General features: G+C 67.4%; 9 protein-coding genes. 4 read left to right on the top strand and 5 right to left on the bottom strand.

The genetic code is table 11. The features are described 5' to 3' along the window. Positions 1-517 precede the first annotated feature (517 nt). Complete coding sequence (locus sphsw_RS11315) at positions 518-1,387, bottom strand: oxygenase MpaB family protein (RefSeq protein ID WP_152555483.1); 870 nt, start codon at positions 1,385-1,387, stop codon at positions 518-520. Between the two features lie 122 nt (positions 1,388-1,509). Here sphsw_RS11315 and sphsw_RS11320 point away from each other — a divergent pair, with 122 nt between their 5' ends. After that, positions 1,510-3,321, top strand: coding sequence for a DUF885 domain-containing protein (locus sphsw_RS11320; RefSeq protein ID WP_031440716.1), 1,812 nt, complete (start codon positions 1,510-1,512; stop codon positions 3,319-3,321). Between the two features lie 11 nt (positions 3,322-3,332). Further along, positions 3,333-5,975 carry a M1 family metallopeptidase gene (locus sphsw_RS11325; RefSeq protein WP_235188370.1) on the top strand — a complete coding sequence of 881 codons (2,643 nt, stop codon included), beginning with the start codon at positions 3,333-3,335 and terminating at the stop codon, positions 5,973-5,975. On the opposite strand, the gene sphsw_RS11330 is transcribed toward sphsw_RS11325, so the two are convergent. Both sphsw_RS11330 and sphsw_RS11335 read right to left on the bottom strand, forming a co-directional pair. Beyond that, positions 5,972-8,155 carry a penicillin acylase family protein gene (locus tag sphsw_RS11330; protein WP_031440718.1) on the bottom strand — a complete coding sequence of 728 codons (2,184 nt, stop codon included), beginning with the start codon at positions 8,153-8,155 and terminating at the stop codon, positions 5,972-5,974. The genes sphsw_RS11325 and sphsw_RS11330 overlap by 4 nt on opposite strands. Before the next feature lie 82 nt (positions 8,156-8,237). Beyond that, complete coding sequence (locus sphsw_RS11335; protein WP_031396629.1) at positions 8,238-9,521, bottom strand: DEAD/DEAH box helicase; 1,284 nt, start codon at positions 9,519-9,521, stop codon at positions 8,238-8,240. A gap of 559 nt (positions 9,522-10,080) precedes the next feature. On the opposite strand from sphsw_RS11335, the gene sphsw_RS11340 reads away from it, so the two are divergent. Together sphsw_RS11340 and sphsw_RS11345 are read left to right on the top strand one after the other, a co-directional pair. Beyond that, positions 10,081-13,227, top strand: a complete 3,147-nt coding sequence (locus sphsw_RS11340) for a TonB-dependent receptor (protein ID WP_031440719.1) — start codon at positions 10,081-10,083, stop codon at positions 13,225-13,227. A 105-nt stretch (positions 13,228-13,332) separates the two neighbouring features. After that, the gene (locus sphsw_RS11345; RefSeq protein ID WP_031440720.1) at positions 13,333-15,000 is read left to right on the top strand and encodes a glycoside hydrolase family 43 protein; all 1,668 of its coding nucleotides are present in this window, start codon (positions 13,333-13,335) and stop codon (positions 14,998-15,000) included. Between the two features lie 82 nt (positions 15,001-15,082). Here sphsw_RS11345 and sphsw_RS11350 read toward each other — a convergent pair whose 3' ends face one another. Together sphsw_RS11350 and sphsw_RS11355 are read right to left on the bottom strand one after the other, a co-directional pair. Continuing rightward, a complete protein-coding gene (locus sphsw_RS11350; protein ID WP_031394795.1) occupies positions 15,083-15,463 on the bottom strand; it encodes a hypothetical protein in 381 nt (126 codons plus the stop codon). 121 nt (positions 15,464-15,584) lie between these two features. After that, positions 15,585-16,238: an alpha/beta fold hydrolase gene (locus sphsw_RS11355; protein ID WP_031440721.1), complete on the bottom strand. Its 654-nt coding sequence runs from the start codon at positions 16,236-16,238 to the stop codon at positions 15,585-15,587. Positions 16,239-16,273 lie beyond the last annotated feature (35 nt).

Genomic DNA, 16,273 nt, shown 5'->3' on the forward strand with positions numbered 1-16,273 from the left:
TGATCGAGCAGCCGGACGCCGATCGCACCTATTAGCGCGACCGGCACGAGCAGCATCGCGCCGCGCTGCCAAACGGGTCTGCGTCGGGGGGCAAGGGCCTCCACCGGCGTGGCGTCGGCCGCCTTGATCGGGGTGAACACGGTCATGCCGCATCGCTCCGTGATCGATCGGCTGACGTGCATGTGAAGCTGGGATATGCCATGGGATTGCCCCCCGTTGTAATGGACATGCGTCACCGATCGTCGGTGCGCGCGGCATCGACAGTCCAGATGACAAGCGTGGACGATATCCGGTCGCCGGCATTACGCCGTAACCGGTCTGAAAACTGCGGAATTCTTGGCGTTCGACTAGGACAGTGTCGGCAACTTCGCTGGCCGGAAGACGATTGACGGACGACAATTTGACCGACCATCGGCCGGGACTGTTTGTCTACCGGCTGGTATATAAAGCGCCGCGGAAACCTGTCAACCAGATTAACATACCGGCTGGTAGTTTAATCGCGACGGCCGGGGATCGGCTATTGGTCGACAAACGCCCAGCGTAATGTTCTCGCCAGATTGCGTGCGCCCGACGTGACGACGGGCCGCATCAAGGCCGGCGACCCCGCCAGCCCATGCATTCGCCGCGCCCATGCGGGCAGCAGGTCGACCGCGGCCTGCATCACGATACGCTGGACGGGCAGGGCGAGCGGGTTCGCGGGCGTCTGCTCCAGCACGAACCGGGCAACCTCGCGCGTCCGGGCATCCGCGACGAGCTGCGGGCGCATGGTCTGCAGATAACGGTCCGTTCCCGCCCGATCCCGCGGCAGCGATGCGGCGCCGAGCAGTTCGCCGACCTCGGCGAACGCGGCATAATAGGCGTCCTGCTCGGCCATGCCGAGCCGGTGCTCGCCGAAACGCTGCCACGCGGCGAGGAAGCACCAGGCCTCCGAGACATGGACCCAGGCGAGCAGCGTGGGATCGTCCGCGCGGTAGGGCGTGCCGTTAGGGAGCGTACCGGCGATGTGCGCGTGCACCGCGCGGACACGCGCGATCACCGCCTCCGCATCGGTGCGCTCGCCATAGGTCGTGACCGCGATGAACCGGGCGGTGCGCCGGAGCCTGCCGAGCATGTCTGTGCGGAAATTCGAATGATCCCAGACGCCCGCCAGAACCGCCGGGTGCAGCATCTGCAGCAGTAGCGCCGCGACGCCGCCGACCATCATGCTGACCACGTCGCCGTGGACCCGGCCGATAACCGCATCGGGCGAAAACATCGCCGCAGTGCTGCGCTCGACCGGCGCCTCGCCCCGCGCCTGGTCGTTGAACAGTGCACGCACCTGCCCGACGATCCGGGCCTTGGCGCCGGAGCTGGCCCGCTCTCGCAGCAGAGTAGGAAGGTCTTTCATCATGGCATGAACGCGCGATCGCCAATTTCGCGCCTGACGACGGAGCGGCGACGGAATTGGCGGTCCGTGATTGCGCTGACGGGATCCGCGCGCGACAAGCACGCATTCGACAGGAGAATGTAATGCGTCTTGCCTTTGCCCTATTGCTGCTGCCCACCGTGCCGATCGTCCTCGCCGCCGCCCCGGCGCCGGTGGAGACCCAGCGCGTCGCGGCGCAGGATGCGGCACTGCTCGCATTCCTCGACAAGGCCTATGACGAACAGCTTGATCTCAGCCCAGAATCGCTGACCCAGCTCGGTCTGAAGACGCATTATGACCGGCTCGACGATTATACCGACGCCGCCGCGGTTCGCGCGCAGGCCCTGTCGGAGCGGCAGCTGAAGGCCATGCGGTCGCGGTTCCGCCCCGACGATCTGGGCGAGAGTGCGCGGGTCAGTTACCGGCTGTTCGAATATGAGGTCGACCGCGGGCGGCAATCGCTGCGGTTCCGCAAGCTGCGCTTCCCCGTCACGACCAATGGCAGCCCCGCGGGCGACATCCCGGTGTTGCTGATCAACAACCATAAGGTCGATACGCTCGCCGACGCGCAGGCCTATATCGCACGGCTGCGCGATACCGAGCGCGTCATGCGCGAGGTCAGCACGACGATGCGCGAGCAGGCGGCGGCGGGAATCATCCCCAACAAAGTCAATTTCGCACCCGCCCGCGCCGATGCACGCGCCGTGCTGGTCGGTGCCCCGTTCGACGCGGGCGCGGATTCGACGGTCATGGCCGATTTCCGCAAGAAGGTGACCGCGTTGGCAGTGCCCGCGGCGACCAAGGCGACGTTGCTGGAGGAGGCGCGCGCGGCGCTGACGGGGCCGTTCCGTGCCGGCTATGACCAGCTGTTCGCGACGCTCGACGCGATCGAGCCGCAATCGAAGGGCAATTTCGGGGCCTGGAATCTGCCCGATGGCGCGGCCTATTATGCCGACCGGCTGAAGATCTCGACCACGACCGCGCTGACCGCCGACCAGATCCACGATCTGGGCCTGAAACAGGTCGCCGCGATCCGGCAGGAGATGGAGGCGATCAAGCGCGAGGTCGGCTTCACCGGCACGCTCGAACAGTTCTTCGACAAGATCCGCACCGATCCCCAGTTCAAATATCCCAACACCAGCGCGGGGCGCGAACAGTATCTCGGCGACGCGCGCGGCGTGATCGCATCGGTAATGGCGGCGGCCCCCCGCTATTTCCGGACCCTGCCCAAGGCGCCGCTCGAGGTGCGCGCGGTCGAGAAATGGCGGGAGGGCACGGCGTCGACCGCTTTCTACAACCCGCCGTCGGCGGACGGATCGCGGCCCGGCATCTATTACGTCAACCTGGTCGACATGAACCAGACGCAGAAGGTCCAGGTCGCCGGCATCGCCGCGCATGAGGGCGCGCCGGGCCATCATTTCCAGATCGCGCGCCAGCAGGAATTGACCGGCATCCCGAAATTCCGCAAGTTCGGCGGCTATGGCGCCTATATCGAGGGCTGGGGGCTGTATTCGGAGCGGCTCGCGAACGAGATGGGGGTCTATAAGGATCCCTATGCGCGGTTCGGCATGCTGTCGCTCCAGGTGTGGCGCGCGATCCGGCTGGTGCTCGACACGGGCATCCATGCCAAGCGCTGGAACCGTGACCAGGCGATCGCCTATTTCAAGGCGAACAGCTCGGTGTCCGACAAGGACATCGCGCGCGAGGTGGACCGGTATTTCAACTGGCCGGGGCAGGCGACCAGCTACATGGTCGGCCAGCTCAAGATCGCCGAACTGCGCGCGCGCGCCGAACGCGAACTGGGGTCGCGGTTCGACATTCGCGATTTCCACGAAGCCGTGCTCGACCAGGGCGCGCTGCCGCTCGACGTGCTCGACGAACAGGTCGGTCGCTACATCGCCTCGCACCGGCAATAAGGGGCGCGACGATGCATCCGGACACGCCGCGCGAAGCGGACCGCCGCGCCCTTCTGAAGGGCGCGCTCGCACTGCCGGCGATCGGCTGGCCGGGCATGGCGCAGGCGGCCGTCGCCGCCGATCCGCTGACCGGGCCGGGGATATCGCTCGCACTGGCGCAGCGGCGGGCGGCACAGATCGCGCGGGTGCGCTACGCCATCTCGCTCGACGTCACCGCCGCCGACCGTGCGGTCGGGTCGGTCGTGATCCGGTTCGACCGGGTCAGGGACAGCGGCGACCTCGTCCTCGATTTCCGCGGAATGATGCTCACCGGGCTGGAGGCCAACGGTGTGGCGATCCCGGCCACTGCGCGACGCGATGGTCATCTCGTGCTGCCCGCGCGCGTGCTGAAGACCGGAGCCAACAGCGTGTTGGCGCGCTTCGAGACCCCGATCGCCAGCGCAGGCGCCGCGATCATTCGTTTCAAGGACCCGGCCGACGGGCGGACCTATCTCTACACATTGCTGGTGCCGTCGGACGCCAATCTGCTGTTTCCGTGCTTCGATCAGCCCGACCTGAAGGCGCGCATCCGCTGGGACGTCGTCGCGCCCGATGGCTGGACGGTGATCGCCAACGGGCCGGTCGCCGCGAAGACCCCGCAAGGCGCCGCGACCCGCTGGCGGTTCGCCGAGACCGCGCCGATCTCCACCTATCTCGCCGCCTTTGCCGCCGGGCCCTGGGTCGGCACGACGTCGGCCCCCGCCGGGGAGCAGCCGATCACGCTCTACGCCCGCCATTCGCGCGCCGCCGAGGTTGATGCCGAGACACAGCTTGCGACCAACCGCGCAGCGGTGCGCTGGCTCGCGGACTGGTTCGGCATCGCCTTTCCCTTCGCCAAGCTCGATCTGGTGCTCGCGCCGGCCTTTCCCTTCGGCGGCATGGAGCATGTCGGCGCGGTCTTCTACAACGAGGACCGCTTCGTCTTCCGCGAGCCGCCGACGCTGCCGCAGCGGCTGGCGCGCGACCAGACCATCTATCACGAGATCAGCCACCAGTGGTTCGGTGACCTCGTCACGATGCGCTGGTTCGACGATCTGTGGCTGAAGGAGGGGTTCTCGACCTTCATGGCCGCGCGGATCCAGGCGGACCTGCAGCCGGACAGCAACGCCTGGACGACGTTCCTTCTGTCGATCAAGACGCCGGCCTATCGCGCCGACGCGACCAGCGGCACGGCACCGCTCTGGCAATCGCTCGACAATCTCGACGCCGCCAAGAGCAATTACGGACCGATCGTCTACAACAAGGCGCCGGCGGTCATCAAGCAGCTGGCGTTCTTCGTCGGCGAGGACGGGTTCCGGCGCGGCCTGCACCTGTTCCTCACCCGGCATGGCTATGCCAATGCGACCTGGCAGGATCTGCTCGGCGCGGTGGGTGAGGCGTCGGGCATCGATCTGGCTGCGTTCGGTCGCAACTATGTCCTGCGCGCAGGGCTGCCGCGGATCGAGACCGCGCTGACGCTCGCGCAGGGGCGTATCGACGCGCTCGTTTTGAAGCAGCGACCGGAGAGCAGGCTGCCGGGTGATCCGGGTGGCGCCTGGCCGATGAAGGTGCGCGTCCGCCTCGGCTACCACGACCGCGAGGACATCGTGCTCGACGCACGCTTCGAGGGGGCGGTCGCGACCGTCGACAAGGCCGCCGGACTGCCCGCGCCCGACTATGTCTGGGCGAATGACGACGACCAGGGTTACGGCCTGTTCATGCCCGACGACCGGACCGTCGCGTGGATCGCGGCGCGGGTCGGCAGCGTGACGGACAGCCTGTTGCGCGCGATGCTGTGGAGCGCGCTCTGGGACGTCGTCCGCGACCGCCGGCTGCCGCCCGAACGCTATCTTGCGGTGCTGTTGCGCGCGCTTCCCGCCGAGCGCGACGAACAGATATCGCGTGCGATCCTGTCGCGCGGGGCGGCGGCGCTCGACGTCTACCTCACCGAGGCGCGTGGCGCGGGGCTCCGGGCGGGCTGGGAGACCGCGCTGCTCGCGCGGATCGACGATGCGGCGATCGGCTATGGACTGCGCAAAGACGCGCTCGATCGACTGATCGCGACCGCGCGGACGCCGCTCGCGCTCGACCGCCTCCGCGCCCTGCTTGACGGCCGCGCGCGACTGGCCGGCGAGCCGATCCGCCAGCCGACGCGCTGGGCGATCGTCCGGCGGCTGATCACGATCGACGCGCCCGACGCGGGCACGCGCTTCACCGCCGAGCGCACGCGCGACACCTCGACGGAGGCCGCTAAGGATGCGTTCGTCGCCGAGGCTGCATCCCCGCGAGCCACGGTGAAGACCGCCTATTTCAAGCGCTATTTCGACGATGCCGCGCTCAACGAGGCATGGGCGAGCGAAAGCCTCGGCGCGTTCAATGCGGACGGGCAGGCGGCGCTGACGATCGGCTTCCTGCGACCGGCGCTCGATCGGCTGCTGTGGATCCGGCAGAATCGCCGCATCTTCTTCCTGCCCGCCTGGATCGACGCGTTCATCGGCGGGCAAGTGAGCCCGGAGGCGCTGCGGATCGTCGACGATTTTCTTGGCGAGCAGCGGTCGCTGCCGATCGACGTGCGCCGCAAGATCCTGCTGGCGCGCGACGAACTGGCGCGCACCGTCGCCATTCGAAAGACCTAGCCGCCGGGACGATATCGCCGGGCGACATGCCCCTTGAGCTCGTCGGGATGGAAATAGACGGGACGCAGTGTGCCGCCGGCGTAGCGCGCGGTCTGGTCGGCGAAGTGTGGGGACGTGATATCGCCGCTCTGGCCGCCGACCATCACCGCCGTCGCCTTCACGCGCGGTCCGAATTCGACGACCGCGACGAAGCTGTTGCCGCTGGTCCCGTAATAGCGCTTCGTCCCCGGCCAGCGCTTGGCGCCGAACGATGCGAGGCTGCCCCATTGCGCGGACGTGAAGGGGATGGGCGTCGATGCGCGCGCATCGTCGAAATGCGGCTGGATCGCGTCGTCGAGCCGCTGGAAGCGGTTGATCGCCTGCCACGGCGTTCGCCAGTCGCCAAAGTCGCGGGTCAGCTGATCGACCGCGGCCGACAGCGCGGCCAGCTTGGCCTCCGGCGTGACGCGCGTGGCGATGTAGTCGGGCACGTTCATCCGCTCAGCCTGTGCGAACCCGCCAACCTCGCGCCACAGCTGATCGCCCCAGAACACCGCAAGGCTGGTAGCCACCGAGCCATAGCCCCAGCGGTGATCCCAGCGATCGAGCAGCGCGATCGGCGCCGCGAGTTTCGCCCGGCGTGGATCGCTGGCAGGCAGCGTCCGCCAGGCGTCGACCAGACCGGGGAGAAGCCGCGCAAAGGCGGGGAGGTAGGGATCGTATGCCGCCGCACGCAGCGTCTCCGCGGTCCAGCCGCGTTTCCCGGTCAGCAACAGATCCGCATGGACGCCGCGCGCATTGCCGCCGACCTGATCCATGTAGCGAGGATAGTCCGCCGCCCGCGGACTATCGGGTCCGGCCGCGCTCCAGGGCCAGTCATTGGTGTTGTGCACCCAGCCGGTGCGTGGGTTCGCAACGCTCGGCAGCGTGGCGAGCCCGTGCAGCCCTCGCCAGTCGGTCGCCGGGTCACTGCCGTCGACGGGCCGGGTATAGTCGAACCGGTCACTTCTGATCGGCATGAACTGCGGCATCAGGAACGCGATCTCGCCCTTGGCGTCGGCGAACAGCGTGTCGTTTGACGAATTCGCCTTGCGCTGTGCAACCGCCATATAGCCTGCCAGGTCGGTCGCCTTGGTCCGCAGATAGCTTTGCTCGAGCGCAGGCACGGGCTTCCACATCAGCGCGGTCGCGATCCAGCGCCCCGCCTTGCTCGCGACGATCGGGCCGTGATGCGTGCGATAGGTCGTGAAGCGGCGCGTGCCCGACGTCCCGTCGGCGTTGCGGACGCGCAAGGTGACGACCTTCGTGGTGACCGGCCGCAGCGCCTTGCCGTAGCGATAGCGGTAGCCGGTGTCGCCGCGGACGACCCGTTCGGCAAAGTCATCGACATTGTCGACCGTCGACGAGGTGTGCATCCAGCCCGCAGACGGGTTGAACCCCTGATAGACGAAGAATTGGCCCCAGGTACTTGCGCCATAGGCGTTGAGCCCCTGGTCGCTCGTCATCTGCGCCTCGGAGCGGAAATAGAAGCTGGTGTGCGGGTTGATCAGCAGCAGCGCATGACCGTTCGCGGTCAGGCGCGGTGCGATCGCGATCCCGTTCGACCCCGACGGTTCGCGCGGCACCATGCCCAGCTCTTCGGGGCTGGGCGGCGTCGGCGTACCGTAGAAGGTCTTGAGGTCGCTCAGCGATATCCGCTCGATATCGCCGCCGATGCTGCCCTCGGTAAAGCTCAGGGCCATCCACGGCTCGAACCGGGTGAGGACCCTTGGCTTCCGCTGCGGATTGGTCGCCAAATAATAGTTCAGCCCGTCGGCCCAGGCCTGCATCAACGTCCGCAGCCAGCCGGGGCTTGCCGCATAGTCGCGCTGGAGTTCAGCTGGGTCTACGAACAGCCGCTGCCGCAAGTCGGCCCAGACCGCGTCCTCGCCGTCCGCCTCCGCGCTCCGGCCGAGCGCGGTCAGGTAATTCGCCTCGATCCGCGCAAAGTCATCCTCGGCCTGAGCGTAGATCAGCCCGAACACCGCATCCGCGTCGGACCGGCCGCGGACATGCGGGATCCCCCAATCGTCGCGGGAGATCGTCACGCGTGCCGCCTGCGCCGCCCACCGTGCCCGCTCGGTCGGTGGGGCACTGGGCGCCGTCGTCAGCATCGCCAACAGGATCACCGGCATGCGGGCGTGTCGAAGGATCATGGCCATCGCGGCAGCCTAAGCTGCAAACCGGGGAATGACCATGCGTCGCCCCCCGCCGTCACGACGGGGTCGACACGGTGCTCCGCGGTCAGGCGGCCTGGGCGGCCATACGCGCGGCGAGCTTCTCTTCCTCGGTCCACACCTTGCGCTCGCGTGGCGGCTTGGGCGCCTTGACCTGCTTGACCGGGCCACCGCCCAGCACCGGTGCACGCTTGGTCGAGTGACGCGCGACTTCGCAATGCCATTCGTGATCGTCATGCACGGTCAGCGTGCGCCCGATCTCGCGCTCGACGTCGTGGAGCCATGCGCGCTGTTCGGCGTCGCACAGCGTGACCGCGAAACCGCTGCGGCCCGCACGCCCGGTCCGGCCGATGCGGTGGACATAGCTTTCGGGCAGGCTCGGCAGGTCGTGGTTGAAGACGTGGGTCACCGTGTCGACGTCGATCCCGCGCGCCGCGATGTCGGTCGCGACGAGCACCTGGACGGTGCCGGCACGGAACGCGTCGAGCGCGCGCTCGCGCTGGCCTTGCGACTTGTTGCCGTGCAGCGCCTCGGCGGTGATCCCCGCTTCGCCGATGAACGCGCAGACGTCGTTGGCGATGTTCTTCTGGAGCGTGAACACGACCGCCTGACCGATGTCGGGCGTGCGCAGCAGCGCGAGCAGCGCGTCCTTCTTGTTCGCGGCGTCGAGGAACATCACCGATTGCTCGATCCGGTCGACCGTGGTCGAGGGCGGGGCGATCTCGACCTTCGCCGGATCGCGCAACAGGCTGTCGGCCAGCGTCGCGATCGACTTTGGCATCGTCGCCGAGAACAGCAAAGTGTGCCGGTCCGCGGGCAAGGTTGCGACGATCCGCTCGATCGGCTTGGCAAAGCCCATGTCGAGCATCTGGTCGGCCTCGTCGAGCACCAGCGCCTCGAGCGCCGACAGGTCGCAAAGCCCCTGTTCGACCAGATCGAGCAGACGGCCGGGCGCCGCGACGATGATGTCGACGCCCGCCTCGAGCGCCTTGACCTGGTGGAACTGACTGACGCCGCCGAAGATCGTCATCACGCTCGGCTTCAGGTGGCGGCCGAAGCTCTCGAACCCGGCGGCGATCTGCGACACGAGTTCGCGCGTCGGCGCGAGGACGAGGATGCGCGCGCCCCCCTTGGGGGCAGGGCGGGGATCGGCGGCGAGCCGGTGGAGCAGCGGCAGCGCGAACGCGGCGGTCTTGCCCGTGCCGGTCTGCGCCATGCCGAGCATGTCGCGGCCCTGCAGCAGCTGCGGGATCGACTGCGCCTGGATCGGCGTCGGGTGGGCATAGCCCTGTTCGGCGAGCGCCTCGAGCAGGAAGGGCGCCAGGGCGAGGTCGGCGAAGGTCGTGGTCATGGTAAAGCGGCGCCTCCGGCGCTGGGCAAGGCCGCGCCTGGTCGGGCTTAGCATTTCGGGAGCGCGCGCTGGTAGGTTTTATGCTGCACTGCGTCAACGCGGAATAGCGGCAGGGTGCAGGGGCATTAGCTTACCGGCGGCAGCGGGCGACCTTTGAGAACAAAATGCGCCACGGACCGCTCCGATCAGACGTCCTCGCGGTCTCCGGAAAGGCCCTAAGGGATTGGCCAAACCAAAACCGGCTTGACTCGCTAACCAATCATGGCGAGATACCGGTAACATCAGACTGCGTCAGACGGTTTCATGAGGGATAGGATGAATGACCATGAAAGTGTCCGGCCAATGTCGCGGCCGCCAGATCGGCCGGCAGATGCCCCAGGCGGGCGTGCCGCTACGGCGCTTCCCCTGAGTCAGCTCGGGTAGCCCTGCGCGCCTACCGGCTGATCAAATACGCAAACAGCACCACGTTTTAGCCAAACCGGGACCCGCTTTCCGCGCCCCAGTACCGATTTCGTATGCCGCAACGAACGGCAACGACCCCACAGAGAGGACCCTGATCATGAAGGCATTTCGACAGCCGCGTTTGACGCGCGCAGCCTTGTTATGCGCTACCACCCTGGCCGTGTTGGCGCCGTCGATCGCGCTGGCGCAGACGGTGCCGCCGCCGCAGGAGCAGGTGCCGGACAATGGTCAGGATCCCGCCCCGGCAACGCCGCCCGCGCCGCAGACCGAGGACACGCAGGGCACGCCCAGCGAGGACATCGTCGTCACCGGCTACCGGTCGAGCCTCGCCAAGTCGACCGACGCCAAGCGCGCGTCGACCGGCTTCACCGATTCGATCTTTGCCGAGGATATCGGCAAGTTTCCCGACACCAACATCGCCGAATCCTTCAACCGCATTCCCGGCATCACGATCACCCGCGACGTGACGGGTGAGGGGACCAATGTCGCGATCCGCGGGCTCGGGTCGAATTTCACCAACGTGACGCTCAACGGCGCGACGATCGCGGTCGCGTCATCGGGTGCGACCGACGCGCAGGGCACGGACCGCTCGGTCGACCTGAGCTTCTTCCCGACCGAATTGTTCACCAAGCTGACCGTCAACAAGAGCTATACGGCCGACCTGCTCGAGGGCGGCGCGGCGGGCAATATCGATCTGCGCTCGGCACGTCCGCTCGACCGCGCGACCGGCTTCCTGAACTATAACGTCCAGGGCACGCGCCAGTCGCCCGAGGACCGGATCGGCGCGCGCGGCGCGCTGATCGGCAGCTGGCGGACCGACACGTTCGGAATCCTGGCCGGCGTGTCGGCACAAAGGCTGTTCACCGATACGCGCGGGTTCGAGACGATTGGCTATACCAATCCGGCGCTGACCGCGGCGCAGTGCGGCGCCGCGTCGGGCTGCAACACGACCGGTGGCGGCAACTGGACGATCCCGGCGGTGGTGCCGGCCGGCGCCGGCGCCGGGCTGGTCGCGGGGACGCCGATCGACCGGGCGTTCTTGCTCGCGAACAACCCCGGCGCGACGATCCAGCAGATCGACAATGCGCTGCTCCCGCGGCTCGGTCGTACGACCAGCATCCGCGGCCCGCGCGACCGGATCAACGCGATCGTCAGCACCGAATGGCAGCCGACCGATGCGCTGCATTTCTACATCGACGGTCTGTACGGCTACAAGAAGAACGAACTCACCCGCGAGAACATGGCCTGGATCGTCCGCAACGGCGCGATCATTCCGACCAACCTGACCTTCGACAATCCCGATTGCACGATCGGGTGCGTGGTGACCGGCGGGACATTTGCGAACGCGCAGTTCTTCAACGAATTCCGCCCCTATACCGAGACGACCAAGCTGGTCAGCATCAACCCGGGCGGCGAATGGGAGATCTCGCCGACGCTCAAGGCCTCGCTGCAGGGCAATTATGCGCGGTCGACCTTCCACCGCGAGAGCCCGACCGTGGGCCTCACCACCCCGCTCGGCGTCGGCAACACGGTCACCTACAGCAACACCGGCGGAATCCCGACGATCCAGAGCGGGCTCGACCTCAACGATCCCGCGAATTTCGGCTGGAACGCGGGCAGCCGGGTCGGCATCCAGGACGAGCGGCGTCTCAACAAGAGCAAGGGCGCGCGTGGCGACCTGACCTGGGGCGGCAAGGCGCTCAACCTGAAGATCGGCGGCGCATTCGACGACGTGTCGCGGCGGATCCGCGGGTTCGACAACAGCCAGGCGTGGCAGAATGCGGTCTGCGGGAACAATCCCAACGTGTTCGTCGCATCGCCCAACACCCAGCCGCCCTGCGCAGGCCTCGACGCCCCCGGCGCCGCGCCGGCGGGCTATCCCAGCTATCCCGGCTATGGCACGGGCGCGACCACCGGCCTGGCGGGGCCGGTCAGCTATGGCGGCTCGCTGGTCCCCAATGCGGCGGTCCCCGGCTATCTGAAGCCCGGCCCGGCAGGGTTCGTCACGGTCGACTGGCCGGCCTTTGCCGCCGCCACCAACTATGACAGCTTCCACGACGCGGCGCCCGAAACGGGGGCTGCCAACACCGGCGCCAGCGGCGGTGCGATCCGCGAGGTCGTAAAATCCGCCTTCGCCACGCTCAACGGCGCGCAGCAGATCGGCGACAACACCCTGCGGTTCAATGTCGGTGTACGCTACGTCAACACGATCCAGACGATCACGGGTCGCGTCTCGCTGCCGGATCCGCGCAACACGACCAGCACGGGCGCGAGCTTGCCCGACGGCAGCCGCTACGTGAATATCGTCAGCGAGGTGTCGACGCGCAACGTCTATTCGAAATGGCTTCCCGCCGCGACCTTCGCCTATGACCTTGGCGACCAGGCGGTGGTGCGTGTCGCCGGCTCGCGTACGATGACGCGTCCGGACCCCTCGGCGCAGCTTCCCGGGGTCAACTTCGGTGCGCCGTCGGCGGATCAGGCGAACATCGGCAACCCGGCGCTCAAGCCGTACATGTCGACCAACCTCGATCTCGGTTTCGAATATTATACCGGCCGCGAAGGCGTCGTCAGCTTCAACGCATTCCGCAAGTCGATCGAGGGGTTCACCAACACCGCGATCAACACCGTGCCGTTCGCGGCGCTGGCGCAATATGGCATCACCTTCGACACGCTCAACGCCAACCAGCAGTTCGCGATCCAGTCGCGCGGCGGCCCCGGCGTCGCGCAGGTCCAGGTCACGTCGCAGGTCAACGTCCCCAACAAGCTGACGATCAACGGCCTCGAATTCCAGTGGGTCCAGCCGCTCGACTTCCTGACCCGGATGATCGGCGTCACGGGCTTCGGCTTCAATGCCAATGCGACGATCGTCGATCAGCGCAGCGATGGCCCGGCAACCGCGTTCGGCGTGTCGCCCTTCACCTACAACATCACCGGCTTCTACGAGAAGAACGGCGTGATGCTCCGGGTGGCGACGACCTCGCGTCAGGGCGCACAGAATAGCGGCGCGGCGCAGAACGGTATCCCGGCGGCGGCGCTGTTCGGGACGGACTATACGACCTACGACTTCTCGTCGTCGTTCGACCTCGACAAGATCTTCGGCCTGGCGGGCGCACCGCAGCTGACGGTCAACGTGTCGAACTTCACCGACGCGACGCTGCGGTCCTATTTCCAGTTCGAGAATGCGACGTTCACGCAGTATAAGCCGGGACGTCAGTTCCTGATCGGCCTGCGCGGCACCTTCTAGGACCGACGGTCGGGACGGTCGCCATCGCGCGATCGTCCCGGCAGCCGCTCAAGGACCCGACGACCAGTCTGTACGCCGCCCGCTCCGGACAAAGGATTCCCCCTCATGCGCATCCTCACCCTCGCTCTCATCGCGCTCGCCGGCACCAGCGTCGCGCAGGGCAGCCCGGCACAGACCGCCGCTGCGCCGTCCGACGCATCGCCCCGGTTCGGCCGGTTTAGCTATGAGGGGCGGTCGCCCGGCGCGGCACCGTTGCAGCGCAACCAGTATCGCAACCCGATCCTGTCGGGCTATTATCCCGACCCGTCGGTCACGCGGGTCGGCGAGGACTATTATCTCGTCAATTCGTCGTTCGCGCATTTCCCCGGATTGCCGGTCTTCCATTCGCGCGACCTCGTGAACTGGACTCAGATCGGCAACGCGATCGACCGCCCCGATCAGCTCGACTTCACCGGCATGCGGACGTCGCAGGCGGTGTTTGCGCCCGACATCTCCCATCACGACGGCGTCTTCTACATCGTCAACACCTGCGTCGAGTGCAAAGGCAATTTCGTCATCACCGCACGCAATCCCGCCGGCCCCTGGTCCGCGCCGATCTGGCTGCCGTTCGAGGGCATCGATCCCTCGATCTTCTGGGAAGGCGACAAGGCCTATATCGTCAATAACCGCGCCCCCGCCGAACCGCCGCGCTATGACGGGCACCGCGCGATCTGGATCCAGGAATATGACTGGCGCAAGGGGCAGATGGTCGGCGAGAGCACGCAGCTCGTCAATGGCGGCGTCGACCTGTCGAAAAAGCCGGTGTGGATCGAAGGGCCGCACATCTTCCGCAAGGATGGCTGGTATTATCTGACCGCCGCGGAGGGCGGCACGAGCGTCAACCATTCTCAGGTCGTGCTCCGGTCGCGGACCTTGCGCGGCCGCTATGAGCCCTATGCCGGCAACCCCATACTGACGCAGCGTGATCTCGACCCCGCGAGGTCGCGGCCGATCACATCGGCGGGGCATGCCGAACTGGTCCAGACTCAGACGGGCGAGTGGTGGGCGACCTTTCTCGCGGTCCGGCCCTATGCGGGGGACTATTACAATATCGGACGCGAGACGTTCCTGCTCCCCGTGACCTGGAAGGATGGCTGGCCGATCATCCTGCCCAAGGGGCAGCGCGTTCCCGAAGTCGCGGCCTCGCCCGGACTGCCCGCGCAGCGCCCGGGAACAGTGCCGACGGCCGGCGCCTTTTCCTATGTCGACGAGTTCGACGGCGATCGTCTGGCGATGCAATGGGTCGGTGTCCGCACCCCCAAGGCACCCTTTTATCGCCTGACCGGTGGAGAGCTCGTGCTCGGCCGGGGAGCACCGATGGGCGATCTCGCGGGCGTTCCCGCCTTTGTCGGCCGGCGCCAGCAGCATCACGACGCGACGATCTCGACCACGCTGCGCTTCTCGCCAAAGACCGGCGATCGTGCCGGCCTCGCCGCGATGCAGAGCGACAAGGCGCATCTCTTCTTCGGGCTGACGCGGATTGCGGAGAAACCTGTCGTCGCCCTCTACACAACGCAGGAAGGCAAGGAGCAGCTCGTCGCAAGCGCGCCGGTCGATCCGGCGGGCCCGGTCACGCTGACGATCGACGCCACCGGGGGTACGATGCGCTTCAGCTACACGACCGGCGCAACGCCTCGCACGCTCGCATCAGATGTCGACGTCCGGTTCCTGAGCACGCGGCTGGCGGGCGGTTTCGTCGGGACGCTCGTCGGCCCCTATGCCTGGACGCGCTGACCTCGCGTGGCACCGCTGCGGGCGTGATGCCGAAATAAGAAAAAGGCGCGGGCCGGCTGATTTGCCGGCCCGCGCCCAAAACTCAGGCCTTCTTGCGCGCGCGCTTCGGGCTTGCGGCTGCGGCGACGTCTTCTTCCTCGTCGGGGCTGTCTTCGCCCGCCTCGGTCAGCGCCTCGCCGAGCGCACGCAGCTTGTCCTGCGACGTGTCAGCTTTTTCCGCGATCTTGGTCGTCGCGGCACCAAGCCGGTGCAGCAGCGCATGGACGCGGTCGGCGTCCGGCGCGTCCTTCTCGAGCTGCTTGCGCAGCGATGCCAGGTCGCGAAGAATGCCCTTGGCGCCGGGTGTCTCGATATCGGCGAGTGCGGCTTCCCAATCCTCGACCATGTCGGCGCCCTTGGCGGGCTTCGTCGCGTCGAGACCGCGATTGATCGCGTTCATCGTTCCTGCAAATTTGACGGCCATGTCTGCTCTCTCCTAGCCGGTATCGGCGAGCATCAACGCGGTCGGGCGTCACGAATGTCCCGCCATTCCTATCAACCTGCATCAACATGATCGCATTTTGTTCGGGCGCCCGCCGCGTGTGTCAGCGCAACCAGTTGCGCAGCAGCGCGGTGACCTCACCCGGTCGTTCGAGCGGGGCGAGATGGCCGCAGCCCCGCAGCTCGTGGAATCGCGCGCCCTCGATCAGCGTGGCCAGCGCACGTGCATCGTCGGGCGTGCAGATCCGGTCGCGATCGCCCACCGCGACGAGAGTCGGCACATGGATCGCGGCGATCGCGTCGCTGATGTCGGGCCGTTCGAGCAGCGCGCGCTGCTGGCGTTCGAAGACCGCCTTGCCGACCCGGTCCGCCATCGCCTGCACCGGGCCCGCCACGATCGCGGTCAGTCGCGGATCGGCATGCGGCGCGGTCGCGAGCAGCCCCTGGCCGTCGACCGTCCGCGGACGCATCGTCATCGACGCGCGCGTGCCGAACAGTGCGACACGCAGGACCCGGTCGGGCGCCTGCCGCACCATCTCCATCGCGACATAGCCCCCCAGGCTGACCCCCGACACGGCGAAGCGCGGCGGCGCCTTGGCCAGCACGCGCGCGGCCATCGCCGACAGCGTGTCGTCCTGCGAAAGGTCATGAAACTCGGGCTCGGCGAGCGCGGCAAGATCCATGATCTGCCGTGCCCAGAGCCGGCCGTCACACCCCATGGCAGGCAGCAGCACGAGCGGGATCGGTGAACGGGTCATGCGGTGTCTCCGGTGGCGGGAAGCAGGGGGCGGGC

Source organism: Sphingomonas sp. FUKUSWIS1 (assembly GCF_000733135.1).
Classification (GTDB): domain Bacteria; phylum Pseudomonadota; class Alphaproteobacteria; order Sphingomonadales; family Sphingomonadaceae; genus Sphingomonas; species Sphingomonas aerolata.